Origin of the sequence: Nocardia sp. NPDC004604, from assembly GCF_040609795.1 — a bacterium.
Taxonomy (GTDB): domain Bacteria; phylum Actinomycetota; class Actinomycetes; order Mycobacteriales; family Mycobacteriaceae; genus Nocardia.
In genome coordinates this window covers 1-14,907 of the sequence record NZ_JBEXLC010000191.1, presented here as the reverse complement: position 1 = coordinate 14,907, position 14,907 = coordinate 1, and the positions used below count along the sequence as shown (strand labels likewise).

Annotated in this window: 15 protein-coding genes and 1 pseudogene; 8 read left to right on the top strand and 8 right to left on the bottom strand. The window is 66.5% G+C overall.

Going from position 1 to position 14,907, the window contains the following annotated elements; genetic code table 11:
- Positions 1 to 491 (top strand): dienelactone hydrolase family protein (locus ABZW16_RS39270; RefSeq protein ID WP_354961222.1); only part of this gene is annotated, 491 nt, incomplete at its 5' end.
- A 136-nt stretch (positions 492 to 627) separates the two neighbouring features.
- On the opposite strand, the pseudogene ABZW16_RS39265 reads toward ABZW16_RS39270, so the two are convergent.
- Positions 628 to 1,731: pseudogene (locus ABZW16_RS39265) on the bottom strand (transcription termination factor Rho, short form); the annotation flags it as partial.
- Between the two features lie 415 nt (positions 1,732 to 2,146).
- On the opposite strand from ABZW16_RS39265, the gene ABZW16_RS39260 reads away from it, so the two are divergent.
- Positions 2,147 to 3,004: a cyclopropane mycolic acid synthase family methyltransferase gene (locus ABZW16_RS39260; protein ID WP_354961221.1), complete on the top strand. Its 858-nt coding sequence runs from the start codon at positions 2,147 to 2,149 to the stop codon at positions 3,002 to 3,004.
- 25 nt (positions 3,005 to 3,029) lie between these two features.
- Here the strand turns inward: ABZW16_RS39260 and ABZW16_RS39255 are convergent, their stop codons facing one another.
- The 4 genes from ABZW16_RS39255 to ABZW16_RS39240 all read right to left on the bottom strand — a co-directional run bounded on the left by ABZW16_RS39255 (position 3,030) and on the right by ABZW16_RS39240 (position 5,891).
- Complete coding sequence (locus tag ABZW16_RS39255; protein WP_354961220.1) at positions 3,030 to 3,431, bottom strand: PaaI family thioesterase; 402 nt, start codon at positions 3,429 to 3,431, stop codon at positions 3,030 to 3,032.
- A 4-nt stretch (positions 3,432 to 3,435) separates the two neighbouring features.
- Positions 3,436 to 4,638 carry an MFS transporter gene (locus tag ABZW16_RS39250; RefSeq protein ID WP_354961218.1) on the bottom strand — a complete coding sequence of 401 codons (1,203 nt, stop codon included), beginning with the start codon at positions 4,636 to 4,638 and terminating at the stop codon, positions 3,436 to 3,438.
- Positions 4,639 to 4,750: 112 nt separating this feature from the next.
- On the bottom strand, positions 4,751 to 5,500 hold the full coding sequence (locus tag ABZW16_RS39245) for an SDR family oxidoreductase (protein ID WP_354961217.1): 750 nt from the start codon (positions 5,498 to 5,500) through the stop codon (positions 4,751 to 4,753).
- 22 nt (positions 5,501 to 5,522) lie between these two features.
- Positions 5,523 to 5,891 (bottom strand): hypothetical protein, encoded by a 369-nt coding sequence (locus ABZW16_RS39240; protein ID WP_354961216.1) that lies wholly within the window; start codon positions 5,889 to 5,891, stop codon positions 5,523 to 5,525.
- Positions 5,892 to 6,105: 214 nt separating this feature from the next.
- On the opposite strand from ABZW16_RS39240, the gene ABZW16_RS39235 reads away from it, so the two are divergent.
- The 3 genes from ABZW16_RS39235 to ABZW16_RS39225 all read left to right on the top strand — a co-directional run bounded on the left by ABZW16_RS39235 (position 6,106) and on the right by ABZW16_RS39225 (position 8,864).
- Complete coding sequence (locus ABZW16_RS39235; protein ID WP_354961215.1) at positions 6,106 to 6,681, top strand: sigma-70 family RNA polymerase sigma factor; 576 nt, start codon at positions 6,106 to 6,108, stop codon at positions 6,679 to 6,681.
- Positions 6,682 to 7,098: 417 nt separating this feature from the next.
- Positions 7,099 to 7,404 carry a hypothetical protein gene (locus tag ABZW16_RS39230; protein ID WP_354961214.1) on the top strand — a complete coding sequence of 102 codons (306 nt, stop codon included), beginning with the start codon at positions 7,099 to 7,101 and terminating at the stop codon, positions 7,402 to 7,404.
- Positions 7,401 to 8,864: an amino acid permease gene (locus ABZW16_RS39225; protein WP_354961213.1), complete on the top strand. Its 1,464-nt coding sequence runs from the start codon at positions 7,401 to 7,403 to the stop codon at positions 8,862 to 8,864. The genes ABZW16_RS39230 and ABZW16_RS39225 overlap by 4 nt, the downstream gene beginning before the upstream one ends.
- A gap of 343 nt (positions 8,865 to 9,207) precedes the next feature.
- Here ABZW16_RS39225 and ABZW16_RS39220 read toward each other — a convergent pair whose 3' ends face one another.
- From ABZW16_RS39220 to ABZW16_RS39210, 3 genes are all read right to left on the bottom strand, one after another.
- Positions 9,208 to 9,798: a cytochrome b gene (locus ABZW16_RS39220; protein ID WP_354961212.1), complete on the bottom strand. Its 591-nt coding sequence runs from the start codon at positions 9,796 to 9,798 to the stop codon at positions 9,208 to 9,210.
- The gene (locus ABZW16_RS39215) at positions 9,788 to 10,891 is read right to left on the bottom strand and encodes a catalase family peroxidase (RefSeq protein WP_354961211.1); all 1,104 of its coding nucleotides are present in this window, start codon (positions 10,889 to 10,891) and stop codon (positions 9,788 to 9,790) included. The genes ABZW16_RS39220 and ABZW16_RS39215 overlap by 11 nt, the downstream gene beginning before the upstream one ends.
- An 80-nt stretch (positions 10,892 to 10,971) precedes the next feature.
- Entirely contained in the window at positions 10,972 to 11,487 is a 516-nt protein-coding gene (locus ABZW16_RS39210; RefSeq protein ID WP_354961210.1) for a hypothetical protein, read from the bottom strand.
- Positions 11,488 to 11,696: 209 nt separating this feature from the next.
- Between ABZW16_RS39210 and ABZW16_RS39205 the strand changes: the two genes are divergently transcribed.
- The 3 genes from ABZW16_RS39205 (at position 11,697) to ABZW16_RS39195 (ending at position 14,647) form a co-directional block, all read left to right on the top strand.
- Positions 11,697 to 12,242 (top strand): sigma-70 family RNA polymerase sigma factor, encoded by a 546-nt coding sequence (locus tag ABZW16_RS39205; protein WP_354961209.1) that lies wholly within the window; start codon positions 11,697 to 11,699, stop codon positions 12,240 to 12,242.
- Complete coding sequence (locus tag ABZW16_RS39200; protein WP_354961207.1) at positions 12,232 to 12,912, top strand: anti-sigma factor; 681 nt, start codon at positions 12,232 to 12,234, stop codon at positions 12,910 to 12,912. The genes ABZW16_RS39205 and ABZW16_RS39200 overlap by 11 nt, the downstream gene beginning before the upstream one ends.
- Before the next feature lie 343 nt (positions 12,913 to 13,255).
- Positions 13,256 to 14,647, top strand: a complete 1,392-nt coding sequence (locus ABZW16_RS39195; protein WP_354961206.1) for an N-acetylmuramoyl-L-alanine amidase — start codon at positions 13,256 to 13,258, stop codon at positions 14,645 to 14,647.
- The last annotated feature ends 260 nt before the right edge of the window (positions 14,648 to 14,907 follow it).

Genomic DNA, 14,907 nt, shown 5'->3' with positions numbered 1-14,907 from the left:
TCGGGTTGCTCGGCGAGTTGACCCGCGAGGGCGTCGAGGCCGATTTTCGAGCCGCCATCGCCTATGCCCGCGAGCACGGCCAGGCCGCCGATAAGACCGGTGTACTCGGCTTCAGTCTCGGCGGACATTTGGCCTACTTCGCCGCCACCCGCCTCGACCTGGACGCGGCGGCGATCTTCTACCCCGGCTGGCTCACCACATCGGGGACCGCGCTGAGTCGGCCGGAGCCGCTGCTGGCAGCGACCGAAGGGATCGCCAAGGATGATGTGCGGCTGTTGATGTTCTTCGCCGAACTCGATCACGTCATCGATGCAGAACAACGCGAGCAGATCGGCGCGGCGTTGAACAATGCCGGTGTGCGCCATGAGCTGGTGGTCTACCCCGGCGCGAAGCACGCCTTCTTCTTCCCGGGGCGAGAGCCCTACGATGCGGCGGCCGCCGAGGACTCGTGGCGGCGGGCGTCCGAGCTGTTCGCCGCCGAACTGAGCTGATTCCGAGCCGGAATGCAGAACGCCCGACCGGCCCTGTCTCCCCCTCCGAAGACAGGCCCGATCGGGCTGTAATAAAGATGCCTCGGAATACTTGACAGGGCCTTAAAGGGGGCTTAAAGGAGACGCGTCAAACGGATCAGTTCCGCTTGCCGCCCAGCTGGGCCAGGAAATCGGCGTTGGTCGGGGCCTTGCGCAGACCCTCTAGCAGTAGGTCGATGGCCTGCTGACCGTCCACGGCGCCGAGCGTACGGCGCAGCAGGTGGTTGGCCGCCAATTCGTCTGGGGCGAGCAGCAATTCGTCCTTGCGGGTGCTGGACTGCGCGATATCGATGGCCGGGAAGACGCGGCGGTTCGCGGTCGCGCGATCGAGTTTCAGCTCGGCATTGCCGGTGCCCTTGTACTCCTCGAAGATCACGGTATCGGCCAGCGATCCGGTCTCGACCAGGGCGGTGGCGATGACGGTGAGCGAGCCGCCGTGCTCGATATTGCGTGCGGCGCCGAGGAATCGCTTGGGCGGCGCGAGTGCGGTGGCGTCCACGCCGCCGGAGAGTATGCGCCCGGAGGCCGGGGCGGCATTGTTGTAGGCGCGGGCGAGGCGGGTCAGCGAATCGAGTAGCACGACCACGTCCCGGCCCATTTCGACCAGGCGTTTGGCATGTTCGATGGCGAGTTCGGCCACCGCGATATGTTCGCGGGGCGGGTGGTCGAAGGTGGCGGCGGCGATATCGGCGGGTACCGATCTGGCCAGATCCGTCACCTCCTCGGGCCGCTCGCCGACCAGTACGAGCATCAGCTCGCACTCCGGGTGGTTCTTCGCGATACCGTGCGCGATCGCTTGCAGCACAGAGGTTTTGCCCGCCTTGGGCGGTGCGACGATGAGCGCGCGCTGCCCCTTGCCGATGGGCATGGCCAGATCGGTGACCCGGGTGGTCATGGCATGGGGTTCGGTCTCCAGGCGCAGCCGCTGGTTGGGGTAGATGGGGACCAGGTCCTCGAATTTCGGGCGAGTCGCGGCCCGGCTGGGGTCCTGTCCGTTGACGGATTCGATATCGACGAGCGGGTCGAGTTTGTCGCCGCGTGCGGGTTCGGTCGTGCCGGTGATGAAATCGCCACGGCGCAAACCGTATTCGCGGATCAGCCGGGGTGGCACGTGCACGTCATGCGGGCCGGGGAGATAGCCGTCGACGCGAAGAGCGGCGGCGCGGTTGTCGGGGATCTCGAGAATGCCGCCGACGGATCGTCCGGGGTTCGCCGCGGCGTCCCCATCGGATGGTGTGGGAAAAGTGTTGTCTTTCATGGTGTTTCCTTCGAATTTCGTGGGTACGGCGAACGGCCGTAGAGGCAGCGGCGATGCGCTCGCTGCGATGAATGTCCCTGTGCGCTATGGGAAGCGGATTCACGGGAGTGTGGAACCGTGGTGGGAAGAGAAGAGATCTCGTGGGAAGCCCGGCGACGATCGGCCGGGATGGCCATCCACAAGGACAGGGCCGAGGGTACAGCTCCGAACGATTGTGCGCAATGGTTCGAGTCGGAGTTGGTCAACAGGACCGGTAACAGGGCACGCTTTGGTATCGATCTTCGCCTGCTGTAAACTATTCGGCGGCGTGTCTCGTATCGGTCCATATCCGGCTACTCGGCGCAGGCAGGAGATACGCATGGCCGACTTCGCCCCGTTCTACGAGCAAGTTCAGTCGCACTACGATGTCTCCGACGACTTCTACCGGCTATTTCTCGACCCCTCGATGACCTACAGTTGCGCCTACTTCGAGCGCGATGACATGACCCTCGAACAGGCCCAGCTGGCCAAGATCGACCTCGCGCTCGGCAAGTTGGATCTGCAGCCGGGGATGACCCTGCTCGATATCGGATGTGGCTGGGGCGCAGCAATGTTCCGCGCGGTCCAGCGCTATGGCGTCGAGGTCGTCGGACTTACCTTGAGCCGCAACCAATATGAGCACGTCCGTGCCGAGAGCGATCGGCGCGCGGTCGCGGGCGTCGAGATCCGGCTACAGGGCTGGGAGGAATTCGACGGCAACGCGGACCGGATCGTCAGCATCGGCGCCTTCGAACACTTTCGGCGGAAGCGCTACGCCACCTTCTTCGAACGCTGCCATCACATGCTGCCCCCCGATGGGCGGATGCTGCTGCACACCATCATCGGTCATACCCTCAACGACCTACGGCGCATGAATATTCCGGTGACCCGGGAGGACGCGCTGTTCCACATCTTCGTCAAGCGCGAGATCTTCCCCGGCGGTCAGCTGCCGCAGCCCGCGGAGGTCACCCGGCTGGCCGGACAGGCCGGATTCGGCACCGAGCAGATCCAGCCGTTGCGCCTGCACTACGCGCGCACCCTGGACCAATGGGCCCAGGCCCTGGTGGACCATCACGACGAGGCGATTCGGATCGCCTCCGAAGAGGTCTACGCCAGATACCTGAAATACCTCACCGGATGTGCCGACCACTTCCGCAGCGGGCACCTCGATGTCATGCAGTTCACGTTGGTGAAGTGAGCCCGGCGCACGGCCGGGCATCGGGTCAGAGCACGGCTTGGGTCTGGGTCACCTTGGCGACGAGTTTGTTCGCGTCATCATGGATTTCGGTTTCCACCACGATGAACGACCGTCCGGCGTGCAGCGGCCGCGCCGAGGCGATCGCATGACCGGACCGCACGGCCCGCAGGAAATTCGATTTGGACTCGACCGTCGTCGTGCCCTGTTTGCCCTCGGGCAGATTCAGGAACGCGCAGACCGCGGCCGTCGCGTCCGCGAGTGACATCAGCACACCGCCGTGCAGCACTCCGCCCAGCGTGCACAGCGATTCGTCCCACGCGATCCGGCTGCGCACCAGTGCGGTGCCGTGTTCGAGCACCTCGACCCCGAGGCGCTCGGTGAACGGCATGGACTGGTGAAAGAGCTTGGTGCCCACCTCATCGATCATGACCTCAGCCTGCCCGACGGACCCGGCGCGCGTCGATTACCCCGGAGGTAATCAGCAGTACGAGCAGTGCGGTCGCACCGCCGCACAGCAGCACGGTCGAGGGTGAGGTCCGGTCCACGATCACCCCGCCGACCAGCGCGCCCGCACAGAAGGTCGCCTGGAATGACGCCGTGAACAGCACCGATGCCACCTCGGGGGCGTCGGGCAGCGCGTTGGCGAACCAGGTCTGCAGGACGACCGGGATCCCGCCGTATCCGACACCCCAGACGATCAGCAGTGCGACGGCGCCGAACTCCCATCGGCCGAGCAGCGGCAGCGCCAGCATCGCGGCCGCCATGGCGGCCGCCGCACAGCCGAGCGCGGTCCGGGGACGGCCGAGCAGGGTGCCGCCCAGGAAGTTTCCGGCAATGCCAGCCGCGCCGTAGATCAGCAGCAGGACCGTGATGGCCCCCGCGCTCACCTGGGTCACCTGCTCCAGGAACGGGGTGACGTAGGTATAGGTGCCGAATTGTGCAAGCACCACGAAAAGGGTTGCGAGCAGGGCGATTCGGACGGTGGTGCCGCGCAGTCCAGTGCGCAGCGCGGTGACGTTCACGGCCTGCTGAGCGGGCAGCGATGGCAGTGCGAATGCCAGTAGGGCCAGCACCACCGCCGACAGTATGGCCAGGACGACGAATGCGGCCCGCCAGCCCGCCAGGTGGCCGACGAAGGTGCCCGCGGGCACACCGAGCACCGAACCCAGCGGGACCGAAGAGAAGATCACCGCAGTGGCCCGGTTCGCCGACTCCGGCGGCACCAGCCGACCGGCCAGTCCGGCCGCGATCGACCAGTAACCGCCGACGGTGATCCCGATCAGCACACGGGATACCAGCACCACCCAGAACTGCGGCGCGGTTGCGGCCACCGCATTGGCGATCACCAGCAGCAGCGTGCAGCCGCACAGCAACAGACGGCGATCGACGCGGGCGGCCGCGACGGTCACCAGGGGAGCGGCGATCGCGGCGAGCAGCCCCGGCATGGTCATCATGAGTCCGGCCATGCCGTCGGAGATCGTGAAATCGGATCCGATCGAGGTAAGCAGGCCGATCGGCAGAATCTCGGTCGTCACGATCGAGAAGATGCCGAGCATGACCGCGATGACGGCAAGCCAGCGAATCAGCGGTGGCCGGGTGATCGGGATGGGGGAGCGTTCGAGAGCGATGGACATGCGCTCCAGTTCAGCAATCTGCGTCGCCGAGTTCCGGCGGGTTTCCGCCGCGAATGCTCCGATGCTCGACCAGCGTGCCTACGGCGGTGGCCAGGCCGAACTGGGTGCCACGTCAGCCGAGCCGGGCAACTACCCGGCGCGGCAGATGCGGCAGCACCACATCGATGAGCCGCCACGGCCATGCCGGAACGCATGCGCGAATCCGCTCCTGCTCGATCGCCCGCACCATCGCCGCGACGCCCTTCTCCAGCGGCGCGACCATCCGTGCGTCACCGGCCTTCGCCGCCATATCGGTGGCGATGAATCCCGGCAGCAAGGTGGTGACGGCGATCGGTGACTGCGCGAATTCGACGGTCAGCGCCTCGCCCAAGGCAGCCAGTCCGGCCTTACTTGCGGAGTAGGCCGCCTTCGTGCCCGGCAATCCGCGCACCGCGCTCATCGAGGACACCAGCACCAGGTGGCCGCCCTGCTGGCCGCGGAAGATCTCCAATGCCGCCTCGGTCTGGGCGAGCGCGCTGACGAAATTGGTGGTGGCCGTTGCGAGATTGGCATTCGCCCGACCGGTGCCGATCGGCGCGCCCTTGCCGATACCGGCATTGACGATCACGCGGTCCAGTCCGCCCAGTTCATCGCGCAACTGCGCGAATACCGGTGGCACGGCCGCGTGATCGTCGACGTCGAGTGCGCGGACCGCGACCTTGATCCCCGGATGTGCGGCGGTGAGTTCATCGCGCAGCGATTCGAGCGCGTCGAGTCGGCGGGCACACAGGGCGAGGTCGCGGCCCTTGGCGGCGAAATCCCGCGCCATCGCAGCGCCGAGTCCGGCGCTCGCACCGGTGATCAGGATCTTGGTCCGCGTCATGGTCGCGACGATAGCGCTGGACTCAGCCGCCGAACGAACCGGTGCTCACGCGCGGCACCATATGCCAGGCACCGCAATTCACCGTCTTGAAGGCCACATCGGTCGGCGCGATCTCGGCGCGGACCGGACGATTTCTGGTGAAGTCGTTAGCGATGATGTAGTGCTGATCGGTGTTATCGCCATCGACCTTGCGCAGCCGTCGCCAGTCGCAGCCGACCGCAAGATCGGGGGTGCCGGGGGCCTCCCAGGTACCGGGCAGGATGTCGACACCAACCAGGTAGACGCCATCCTCGGTGATGGTGTTCGCGGGCTGGGCGGCCGCGGTGCCCGCGCCCAGCAGTGTCGCGGTGGACGCCATTGCCCCCGCGATCACGAGCGTGCTTGCACGCATACTGCTTGCTCCTAGCGTCGTTCTCGGGCCGCCGCCGGCGGCTGACCTGCGGAGATCCCCGTATCTCCGGGGCAAAGGTCTACCAGACTCAGCGGTCGATTTCGGCGGATTCGGAGATTCCTGTCACATATCCAGTCGGTTGCGCATTACTGCGATCCAACTTCACTGTGTCGGCGGTGATTCCACTCGCGCGAGTTCCCGCGATACCTCTTATATGAGTGGTATTTGTCCGGTGGTCGATGTCGCGGACAGACGGTCGACCTGCGGGACGGCGTGTGCCGGTCTGTGTACCGACGATGGGATTGCCGCCGTACTGGCCGCCGACCGGGCACTACTGCATTGGCGTGCGATGCGCGGCCTCGGCGATTCGGGGCTGGCCGAACAGGCGGTGCAGGAAACGCTGCTGCGGGCCTGGCGCTCCTGCGCGATGTTCGACGGACGCAAGGGCACGGTCCGCACCTGGCTGCTCGCCATCCAACGCAACGTCATGATCGATATCGCCCGCGCCCGGGCCGTCCGTCCCGCGGATACCGAATGGGACGAGATCGGGCAACTCGGTGATATCAGATACGCGAACCCGGACTTCGCCGACCACCTCGTCGACTGTCTGCTCGTCGCGGAGCTGCTCGCCCGCCTGCCCGAATCCCAGCGCATCGTGGTGGTGGAGGTGATTCTGCGGGATCGGGCCTACCAAGAGGTCGCCGATGATTTCGGCATTCCGGTCGGCACCGTGAAGACCCGGGTCCACTATGCCCTCCGCTCGATGCGCCGCCTGCCGATAGGGGCCTGAATCCGGCCGACTATGCCCACCGCGTCGCGTCCCGCCAGCGGGGGCGGAGGCTTCGAGCCGCCGAATCCGACCACACCGCCTGCGCTGTCGGAGCCGCTGGTGCAGCAGATGCCGCACAGCACCCACACTCGATTTCAGCGCGCGGACGCGAGGTGACGACATCGGGCGGCATGACCGGGGCTCATCGGTCACGCGCCGAAGATCCCTCGGTTCAGAACCCGGATTCAGCCGTTCAATAGAATGTAAGACAGAAATACGGCGCAATATCAGAATTATCTGCATCGCTATGGAGCATCCTGGTGATGAATATTCATACTGGACTCGGCCCCGCTGGTGATGCGCCTCACACCTCGCATCTGACCTCCGCTGCGGCGCTGTCGCTCAATCCTCAACACATATGTCCAGGAGCTTTTGCCTGTGAAAATCGGAATCCCCCGCGAAATCAATAACTGCATAGCGATGACCTCAGCCGGGGTCCACGAACTTGTCTCCGACGCGCATGAGGTGTTCGTCGAATCCGGCGCCGGTCCCGGGTCATCGTTCTATGACGCGGACTACCTGCGGGTGGGTGCGACGATCATGGAGTCCGCCGACGATGTCCGGGGCACGGCGGAGGTGGCCGCACCGGAATCAATCCACACGATGACCCGCGCCGCACAGCGGAGGACACCCTCGAACCCGACATTTGTCGCGACCGCCGGCACCGAAGGAATGGACGCATGACGATCCCCGACCTCCAGAACCAGACGAACAGGAACGGGAATTCGCAGCCGGCACTCCCGACCACCGAGTCGGAGGGTTACGCCCGCGGATTGAATCCCAGAACGATCCAGATGATCGCGATCGGCGGGGCGATCGGCACCGGTCTGTTCTACGGCGCGGGCGGTGCGATCGCGCAGGCGGGGCCAGCGTTGATCCTGACGTACCTCGTTGCGGGCCTGGCCATCTTCGTGATCATGCGGGCACTCGGCGAGCTGCTGACGTACCGGCCGGTTTCCGGCAGCTTCGCGGAGTACGCCCACGAGTTCCTCGGCCGTTTCACTGGATTCGCCACCGGTTGGACGTATTGGGCGGTGTGGGTGACCACCTGCATGGCCGAGATCACTGTCGCGGGCAAGTACATCGAGTACTGGTTCGACATCAAGCCGTGGATCACCGCACTGGTCGTGTTGACCGTGCTATTCGGGGCGAACTTGATCTCGGTACGGCTGTTCGGAGAGGCCGAATTCTGGTTCTCCGCTGTCAAGATCACCGCGATCGTCGGCATGATCCTGATCGGGATCGGGGTCTTGACAATCGGATTCGGTCACGCCGCGCACCCGTCGGTTGCCAACCTCTGGGCTGACGGCGGGGTGTTCCCCCATGGCTTCGGGCAGTCCCTGATGACATTGCAGATCGTGCTGTTCGCCTATGTCGGCGTCGAACTCGTCGGCGTGACCGCGGGCGAGGCGCGTGACCCCAAGAAGACGCTGCGGAAAGCGATCAACACCCTTCCGTTCCGCATCGGCCTGTTCTACATCGGTTCGCTTCTGGTGATCCTGTCCGTTGCCAGTTGGCGAAACTTTCATTCGGGAAAGAGTCCGTTCGTCGAAGTCTTCGAGCAGATCGGAATCCCCGGCGCCGCTGGCATCATCAACTTCGTGCTGCTCACCGCCGCACTGTCATCGTGTAACTCGGGCATTTACTCCACCGGGCGGATGCTCCGCAGCCTGTCGCTGCGAAGGGAAGCGCCTGCCGCGGTCGGCACACTCAGCTCCCGCTCGGTGCCATTCGCCGGAATCTGCCTCTCCGCGGGCGTCATGGTCGTCGGCGTAATCGTCAACGCCATCTCCCCCGACAAGGCATTCGCCTACATCACCTCGGTGTCCACCATCGGCATCATCTTCGTCTGGGGAGTCATTCTGGTCTGCCACATGATCTACCGCGCCCGCGTCAAGGCCGGTGTCCTGCCGGCCAGCGACTACCGACTGCCCGCCGCGCCGGTGACCACCTGGCTCGCGCTCGGACTCCTCGGTCTGGTTGTCTTCCTGCTGTTCTTCACCGACAGCGGGCGCATCGCGCTCATGGTCGGCGCCGTGTGGGCGGTGGTCGTCACCGTGGGATATCTCATGATGACCCGGCTCGGGTCAGAAGATCGCAAGCAAGGAGGGTTCTTCCCGCGGCGGCAGGGCGTACGCGTTTGATGGCCACGCAGATTTCTGCCCGGTACCCATCGAGGCTCGAGCCCGACATGGATAGCCAGATGTCTCCGCATCCCGGGGAACCAGACGTGCACCTCGCAGTGCAACTCGGTAATGTGCGCTTCGATTTCACGGCGTGCGCCACTGCAGCCTTGTCGTTCATACAAGATTGCCGTGACCGCCACTATCCGATGCATCTCGCAGTGATCCTTGATGACACCCGCAGGTACCCACGCTTGCCCAATGAACGCCTGTACCTGCAGCACTGAACCAGATGACAACCGGCGACGCCGCTGGGCGCTGAGTGCGAGGTGGAGCAACGGCGCCGGGGGTGTGTTCCCAGTTATCAAGGAACGTGGTCGGCACGCTCGTCGTGTTCCGCTGACACCGGCCTCCTCGACCGGACGGGCAGCGGCGTCATCCGGTCGAGGAGTCGGTCGCGGAGTACGAGGGTGTGGAACAGGACCGCGCACATGTGGGCCGTGAACGTCAGGAACAGCAGGTTCGCCAGAATCGTGTGGGCCTGCCGCAGCATGGCGTAGGTGTTCGGGGCGTGGGGCGCGATGGCCGGCAGGCGCAGGTGCTCGTAGATCACGATCGGGGTCCCGGCGCTCGAGAGCATGGCCCATCCGATCAACGGCTGCGCCAGCAGCAGCGCGTAGAGCAGGTACTCGGTTCCCTTCGCCACCAGGCGCTCCAGGGGGCGCATGGTGGACGGGAACGGCGGCGGCCGGTGCAGCAGACGGTTCCCGATCCGGATCACCACCAGGACGAGGATCGCGACCCCCAGCGGTTCGTGGATGGCCCGCAGGCGGTGGTAGTCGGTCAGCGAGGCCATCATGGTGGCGCCGACGACGAGTTGGGCGATGACCAGGACCGCCATGATCCAGTGCAGTAGGCGCGAAGGAAGGGCGTATCGGGTCGGCTCAGCGGGCACCGAGCACCTCCTCGACGGTGATGGCACTTGGCTGTGCGGGTTCGCCGGATCGGCGGGTGAAGGACCGGGCATAGACCGCCGACCGTGCGCTGAGCAGGGGATCGTCCGACGGCGTGATGCCGACGGGCAGCACGAGCGGGTCGAAGTTGATGTCCCGGGCGTTGCCCGGCCCCTCGGTCTGCACCGAGTCGATCGTCACGGTGCCGACGTCGATGGTGCGCCTGCCCTCGGGCCAGGCCTTGGTGGCGTCGTTGGTCTGGTCGCCGGGTTCGCCGATCGTGAGCAGCAGGCGCCACCGCAGCGGTCCGGTGGCGACCGCGCGGATCAGCGCGTCGAAGAGGTAGTTCTTACCGGGCTGTGCCTGGTCGGCGGGTTCGGGTGGTTGCTCGGGGACGAGCATCCAGCGCACCGCAGCCGTGCCCCCGGCGGCGTCGGTGACACCGAACGCGTTGAGCCCGCGGAAGGTGCTGTCGGCGAACCCGGAGGTCGGCGGGTGTTGCCGGATGATCTCCATAGCCGCCGCGGTCTCCGGGTGCCCGGCCAGGAACGCGGCCATCTTCTCCGGATCGGGTTTTCCCGTTCCGGTAACGGGTTTGGCGGCGAGCAGTCGTTCGTAGAAGCCTGCCGGGGTGCTGTCGGGGAAGACCGGGAGGTTGACCATCGCGGTGCGCCACTGCTCCCCGTTCGGCAGCGTGAACTGCAGCCCCAGGCCGCGGACTGTGGCGTTCGCGTCGGTGGCGTAGGGCAGGCTTCCCGAGAGCGAGAACCGGCCGGTCACCGGAACCCGTCCGGGCTGGAAGACGACGGCGGTGGACACCGCGGCGCCCGCCCCGTTGCTCTCGAAATATCCAGTGGCACTGAGTCCCTTGGCATGGTTGCGCCGGAAGCCTTCGTGCTTGCCGTTCAGCTGCTCGAATCGGTCGACTATTCGCGACGATGTCAACGCGTCCGGCGTCAACCAGCCCTTGGCGTAGAGGAAACCGCCGACGTCGACCGCGGCGATCCCCCCGACGGCGGCCAATCCGAGGAGGACACCGCGCCGACTGATTTCCGTGTGTGTCCCGGGATCCGCCCGTTCGGTGTCGTCCTCCATCGGCTCTCCTCTTCTCTCCCATGAGGTGTGCAGCTCGTGGGATGGGGTTCTCTCGGTGGGCCCGTTGAGTGGAACTCGCCCTATCGGCCGGCGGCGGGGGGTGCGACCGGCGCCGGGGTCACCAGGGCGACATGCCACTGGCCCTTGACGCCCTCGCCGTTGGTCTGGCCCGGCGCGTCATCCTTGGCGAACCGGTACAGCGGGTGGCCGTCGTACACCGCCTGCTGTGCCCCGCCGTCCGGGCGGGTGAGGGTGCTCAGTGCGCCGGGGAGGTTCGTCCCGTCGGCGGCTCTCGGGGCGCCGAGCGTCGGCGGCCAGGTCGTGGCGCACTGCCCGACGCAGGCGGAGGAGGTCGGGGTGTCCGGTGTGAACCAGTACAGGGTGTAGCCGGCCGCGTCGGTCACGACGGTGCCGAGGGCGGTGGTGGCTGCGCCGAGCCGCGCCACGGGGGCGCCGTCGGCCGGGGCGGCGGAGGCGTGCGGGGCGGAACTGGTCGGCTGTGCGTCCTGCGCGGCGGTGTCGTTGCCGCAGGCGGACAGCAGCACCAGCGCGGCGCCGAGCCCGATGCACTGTGCCGGTAGCGTTCGCGTCTTCATCGTTGTCTCGCTTCCGTTCGTGATCGCAGTTGTGCGAGCTGAACTGGAATACGGCTGCGGGGCGGCGCACATTCACTTCGCGACTGTGTGACATGTCACTCGTCTGGTGTCCCGGCGACGTGAATGATCCGAAGGGGCGGTCCGTATACCGGGTGAGGACATCGCTGGTGACCGGCGCGTTGGGACACGATGGGTGCGGAGGTGAAGGCATGCGGCTGATCTCGCAGCGCCGGCATGTCGGTGGGCTCGGAGATGAATCTGCGCTGCGCGCAGCGTACGAGGACCACGCTGGCGAGCTGTTCCGGTTTGCGCATCGCTCTCTGGGTGACGCGGGCGGCGCCGAGGAGGCCGTGCAGGAGACCTTCCTGCGCGCCTGGCGGGCGGCGCACAGCTTCCAACCGGACACCGCGTCGCTGCGCACCTGGTTGTTCTCGATCTGCCGCAACATCGTCATCGACATCAGCCGTGCCCGGGCCAGTCGGCCGCCGCTGGCCGACACCGAACCGATCGATACCCCCAGTGCCGCGCAACCTCTGGAAGAACTGGTGGTGGGTCTGCAGGTGGAGGAGGCCCTGCGCCGGTTGTCCGAGCAGCATCGTCAGGTTCTCGTCGAGGTGCACCTGCGCGACCGGCCGGCCGCCGAGGTCGCCGCTCAGCTCGGGATCCCCGAGGGCACCGTCCGCAGCCGCGTCTACTACGGTCTCCAAGCTCTCAAACTCGTACTGGAAGAAATGGGGTGGCACGGTGAGTACTGATCAGTGCCGGCAGATACGAACCCACCTCGGTATGCACGCCCTCGGCCGGCTCGAACCGGCCGCGACCGTGGCGCTGCAGGCGCACCTCGACGGCTGCCCGGACTGCCGGTCCGAACTGCGCGAACTGCGCGGCGTCGCCCAGGTCCTTCGCCAGGCCGACCCCGAGCGGGTCGACGATCAGCCTGCCGGTCCGCCCCCGGCGCTGCGCACCGCGGTGTTCACCGCAGTCGAACAGGAACGACGCCGGAAGCGCTCGGTCCGGACCGCGCAGCGCGTCGCCGTGGCGGCGGCGGTGCTGATCGTCGCGCTGGGGGGAGTCTTCATCGTCACGTCGCAGCTGGCCACGAACTCCCCGCAGGGCACGAACTCTCAGCCGGTCGCCTTCGCCGAGCAGCCCGCCGGGGTGCACGCTTCGGCCAGCGTGGAGAACCGCAACTGGGGCACCAGCATCGCCCTCGATGTCACCGGCTTGCCGCAGGGCCAGCGGTACGCCGTGTGGCTCCAACGCCCGGACGGCAGCAGAATGCCCGCCGGTAGTTTCGTCGCGGGCGGCGAGAAGAAGATGTCCATGCAGATGGCGGTCGGACTACCCATGTACGAGGCAGTGGCCCTGGGCATCAGCACTCCCACCGACCCGAGCCCCCTCCTCCTGGCACCGCTCCACTCCTGACGTACTCGGGACCTGGCACGTAAGGCGGACATACCCGACTCGTTCACCTGGCACGACTTGCGTCACTGGTGTGCGTCCGCGCTGATCTACCAGGGGCACCGATGCGAAGACCGCGCTGAAGCGCCTAGGTCACGCGACCGCATTTATCACGGGGGAGGTGTACGTGGATCGTTTCGAGGGGCATGAGTCTAGAACTCGCGAGACTGTGGACGCTATGCTCTCCCGTAACAACAGCACCAGCAGTAACACCGGGAGCGCTACCGCGTAGGTTGATCGGCTGGCGGCGCTCACTGGACCATCACGGGACTAGGGAGCTGCTTTGTCTATCTACCAGGCATTTTGCGTGAAGCCGAGCATTATCAGGACCGGTATCTGCGGCGTCGTCACGGCTGCCGTGGTGGTGACGCTGTCCGGGCTGGCTCCGGCCGCGCTCGCCGATCCGGCATCGCCGGAAATGGCCACGAAACTCGCAGGCAAGACAATATTTGTCGACCCGGGTCATCAGGGTCCCAACCACGCCGAAAACCTGGCGAGGCAGGTGAGCAACGGACGCGGTGGCACCAAGGACTGCCAGACCACCGGCATGATCACGGTGAACGGAGTGCAGGAGCACACCATCAACTGGAAGGTGGCCGAACTGGTTCGGGCCACCCTGGAAGATCTGGGCGCGAAAGTGATGCTCAGCCGTCCGGATGACTCCGGCTGGGGCGGCTGCGTCGATGAACGGGCACACGCCGCCAATGCCTCTGGCGCCGACGTCGCGGTCAGCATCCACGCCGATAGCGCTCCTGCGCAGTACCGCGGGTTCCACCTGATCGTGCCGCAGCTGCCGATTCCGGATCCGAAGATCGATCAGATCCAGTCCGGCCCCGGTCTGGCGGCGACGAAGGCGGTGCGCGACGCCTATCTGCAGGCCGGTTTCCCGGCGGCCAGCTACGCAGGAGCACAGGACGGTCTGCAGACCCGCACCGATGTGGCCGGTCCGGCACTGACCGCCGTGCCCGATGTGTTCGTCGAGATGGGCAATGGGGCCAATCCCGAGGACGCCGCACTACTGGAGAGTCCGGAGGGGCAGGTCAAACATGCCCTGGCGATCGCGACCGGTCTGATCGGGTTCCTGCTCGGCGCCCCGCAGCAGACGCCGACGCCCCCGGTATCGGGCGGAGTGCCCGCGCATACCGGTTCGACGTCCGACCAGCCCGCCGCGGTTCCGGCATCCAGTGTGCCGCTGGCCAATGCGGTGGCCTCGGTGCCCACCGCCGGGATGGCGCCGCGGCCCGCTGCCGCCCCCGAGCCCACGGCGACGCCGCAACTCGTGCCAACGACCGACACTGTCCCGCAACCGCCGACCGCGCCCGCATCGCTGAATCCGCCACCTGGTTACGCACCGGCGCCGGGCTACACACCGCTACCCGATTCGCCGGATACACAGCAAACGCCCGGTTCGTCGCAGTCCCCTGGCGCTCCGCAGACCGGTTTGCTGCCGCCGGGTTTTGCGCTCTCGCCCAACACCCCGCAGTCGCCGGGCACGGCACAGTCACCCGGTTCGCAACTGTCGCCGAATCAGACCACGCCGAATGCGAGCAGCGGGCTGCTGCCCACCCTCGTCAACACCATTATGCAAATGCTGATGCCATTGGCCATGTCACTCGGCATGGACAACACCGTGGTCACCTCGGAGCTGATCAACCTGGCCTACACCCTGGCCAGCGCCCTGCTCGGCCCGACGAAGTAACGCGGCCGCCCGGCTGCGGCCATATCCGCAGCCGGGCGGCTGTGGATATGGCCGCCGGTCGTCCGCTTCCGCACCCACCACGGAGCGAGTATCGCGAGCGACCGTTCGCGGCCCGTCTCGCGTCCGAGTCGTCGAAGCGCATACACCGCAGGCACTGGCATCAGCCACTGGGCTGCGCACCTTCGGCGCCGAACTTCCCCGCCCCAGGCAACCCACCACGGAGTGAGTCTTACGAGCGACCGTTCGCGGCCCGACTCGGA

Excerpts from the sequence above, each read along its gene's own strand:
- ABZW16_RS39260 (WP_354961221.1), top strand. The coding sequence starts at position 2,147 with ATGGCCGACTTCGCCCCGTTCTACGAGCAAGTTCAGTCGCACTACGAT.
- ABZW16_RS39255 (WP_354961220.1), bottom strand. The coding sequence starts at position 3,431 with ATGATCGATGAGGTGGGCACCAAGCTCTTTCACCAGTCCATGCCGTTC.
- ABZW16_RS39250 (WP_354961218.1), bottom strand. The coding sequence starts at position 4,638 with ATGTCCATCGCTCTCGAACGCTCCCCCATCCCGATCACCCGGCCACCG.
- ABZW16_RS39245 (WP_354961217.1), bottom strand. The coding sequence starts at position 5,500 with ATGACGCGGACCAAGATCCTGATCACCGGTGCGAGCGCCGGACTCGGC.
- ABZW16_RS39240 (WP_354961216.1), bottom strand. The coding sequence starts at position 5,891 with ATGCGTGCAAGCACGCTCGTGATCGCGGGGGCAATGGCGTCCACCGCG.
- ABZW16_RS39235 (WP_354961215.1), top strand. The coding sequence starts at position 6,106 with ATGAGTGGTATTTGTCCGGTGGTCGATGTCGCGGACAGACGGTCGACC.
- ABZW16_RS39225 (WP_354961213.1), top strand. The coding sequence starts at position 7,401 with ATGACGATCCCCGACCTCCAGAACCAGACGAACAGGAACGGGAATTCG.
- ABZW16_RS39215 (WP_354961211.1), bottom strand. The coding sequence starts at position 10,891 with ATGGAGGACGACACCGAACGGGCGGATCCCGGGACACACACGGAAATC.
- ABZW16_RS39210 (WP_354961210.1), bottom strand. The coding sequence starts at position 11,487 with ATGAAGACGCGAACGCTACCGGCACAGTGCATCGGGCTCGGCGCCGCG.
- ABZW16_RS39205 (WP_354961209.1), top strand. The coding sequence starts at position 11,697 with ATGCGGCTGATCTCGCAGCGCCGGCATGTCGGTGGGCTCGGAGATGAA.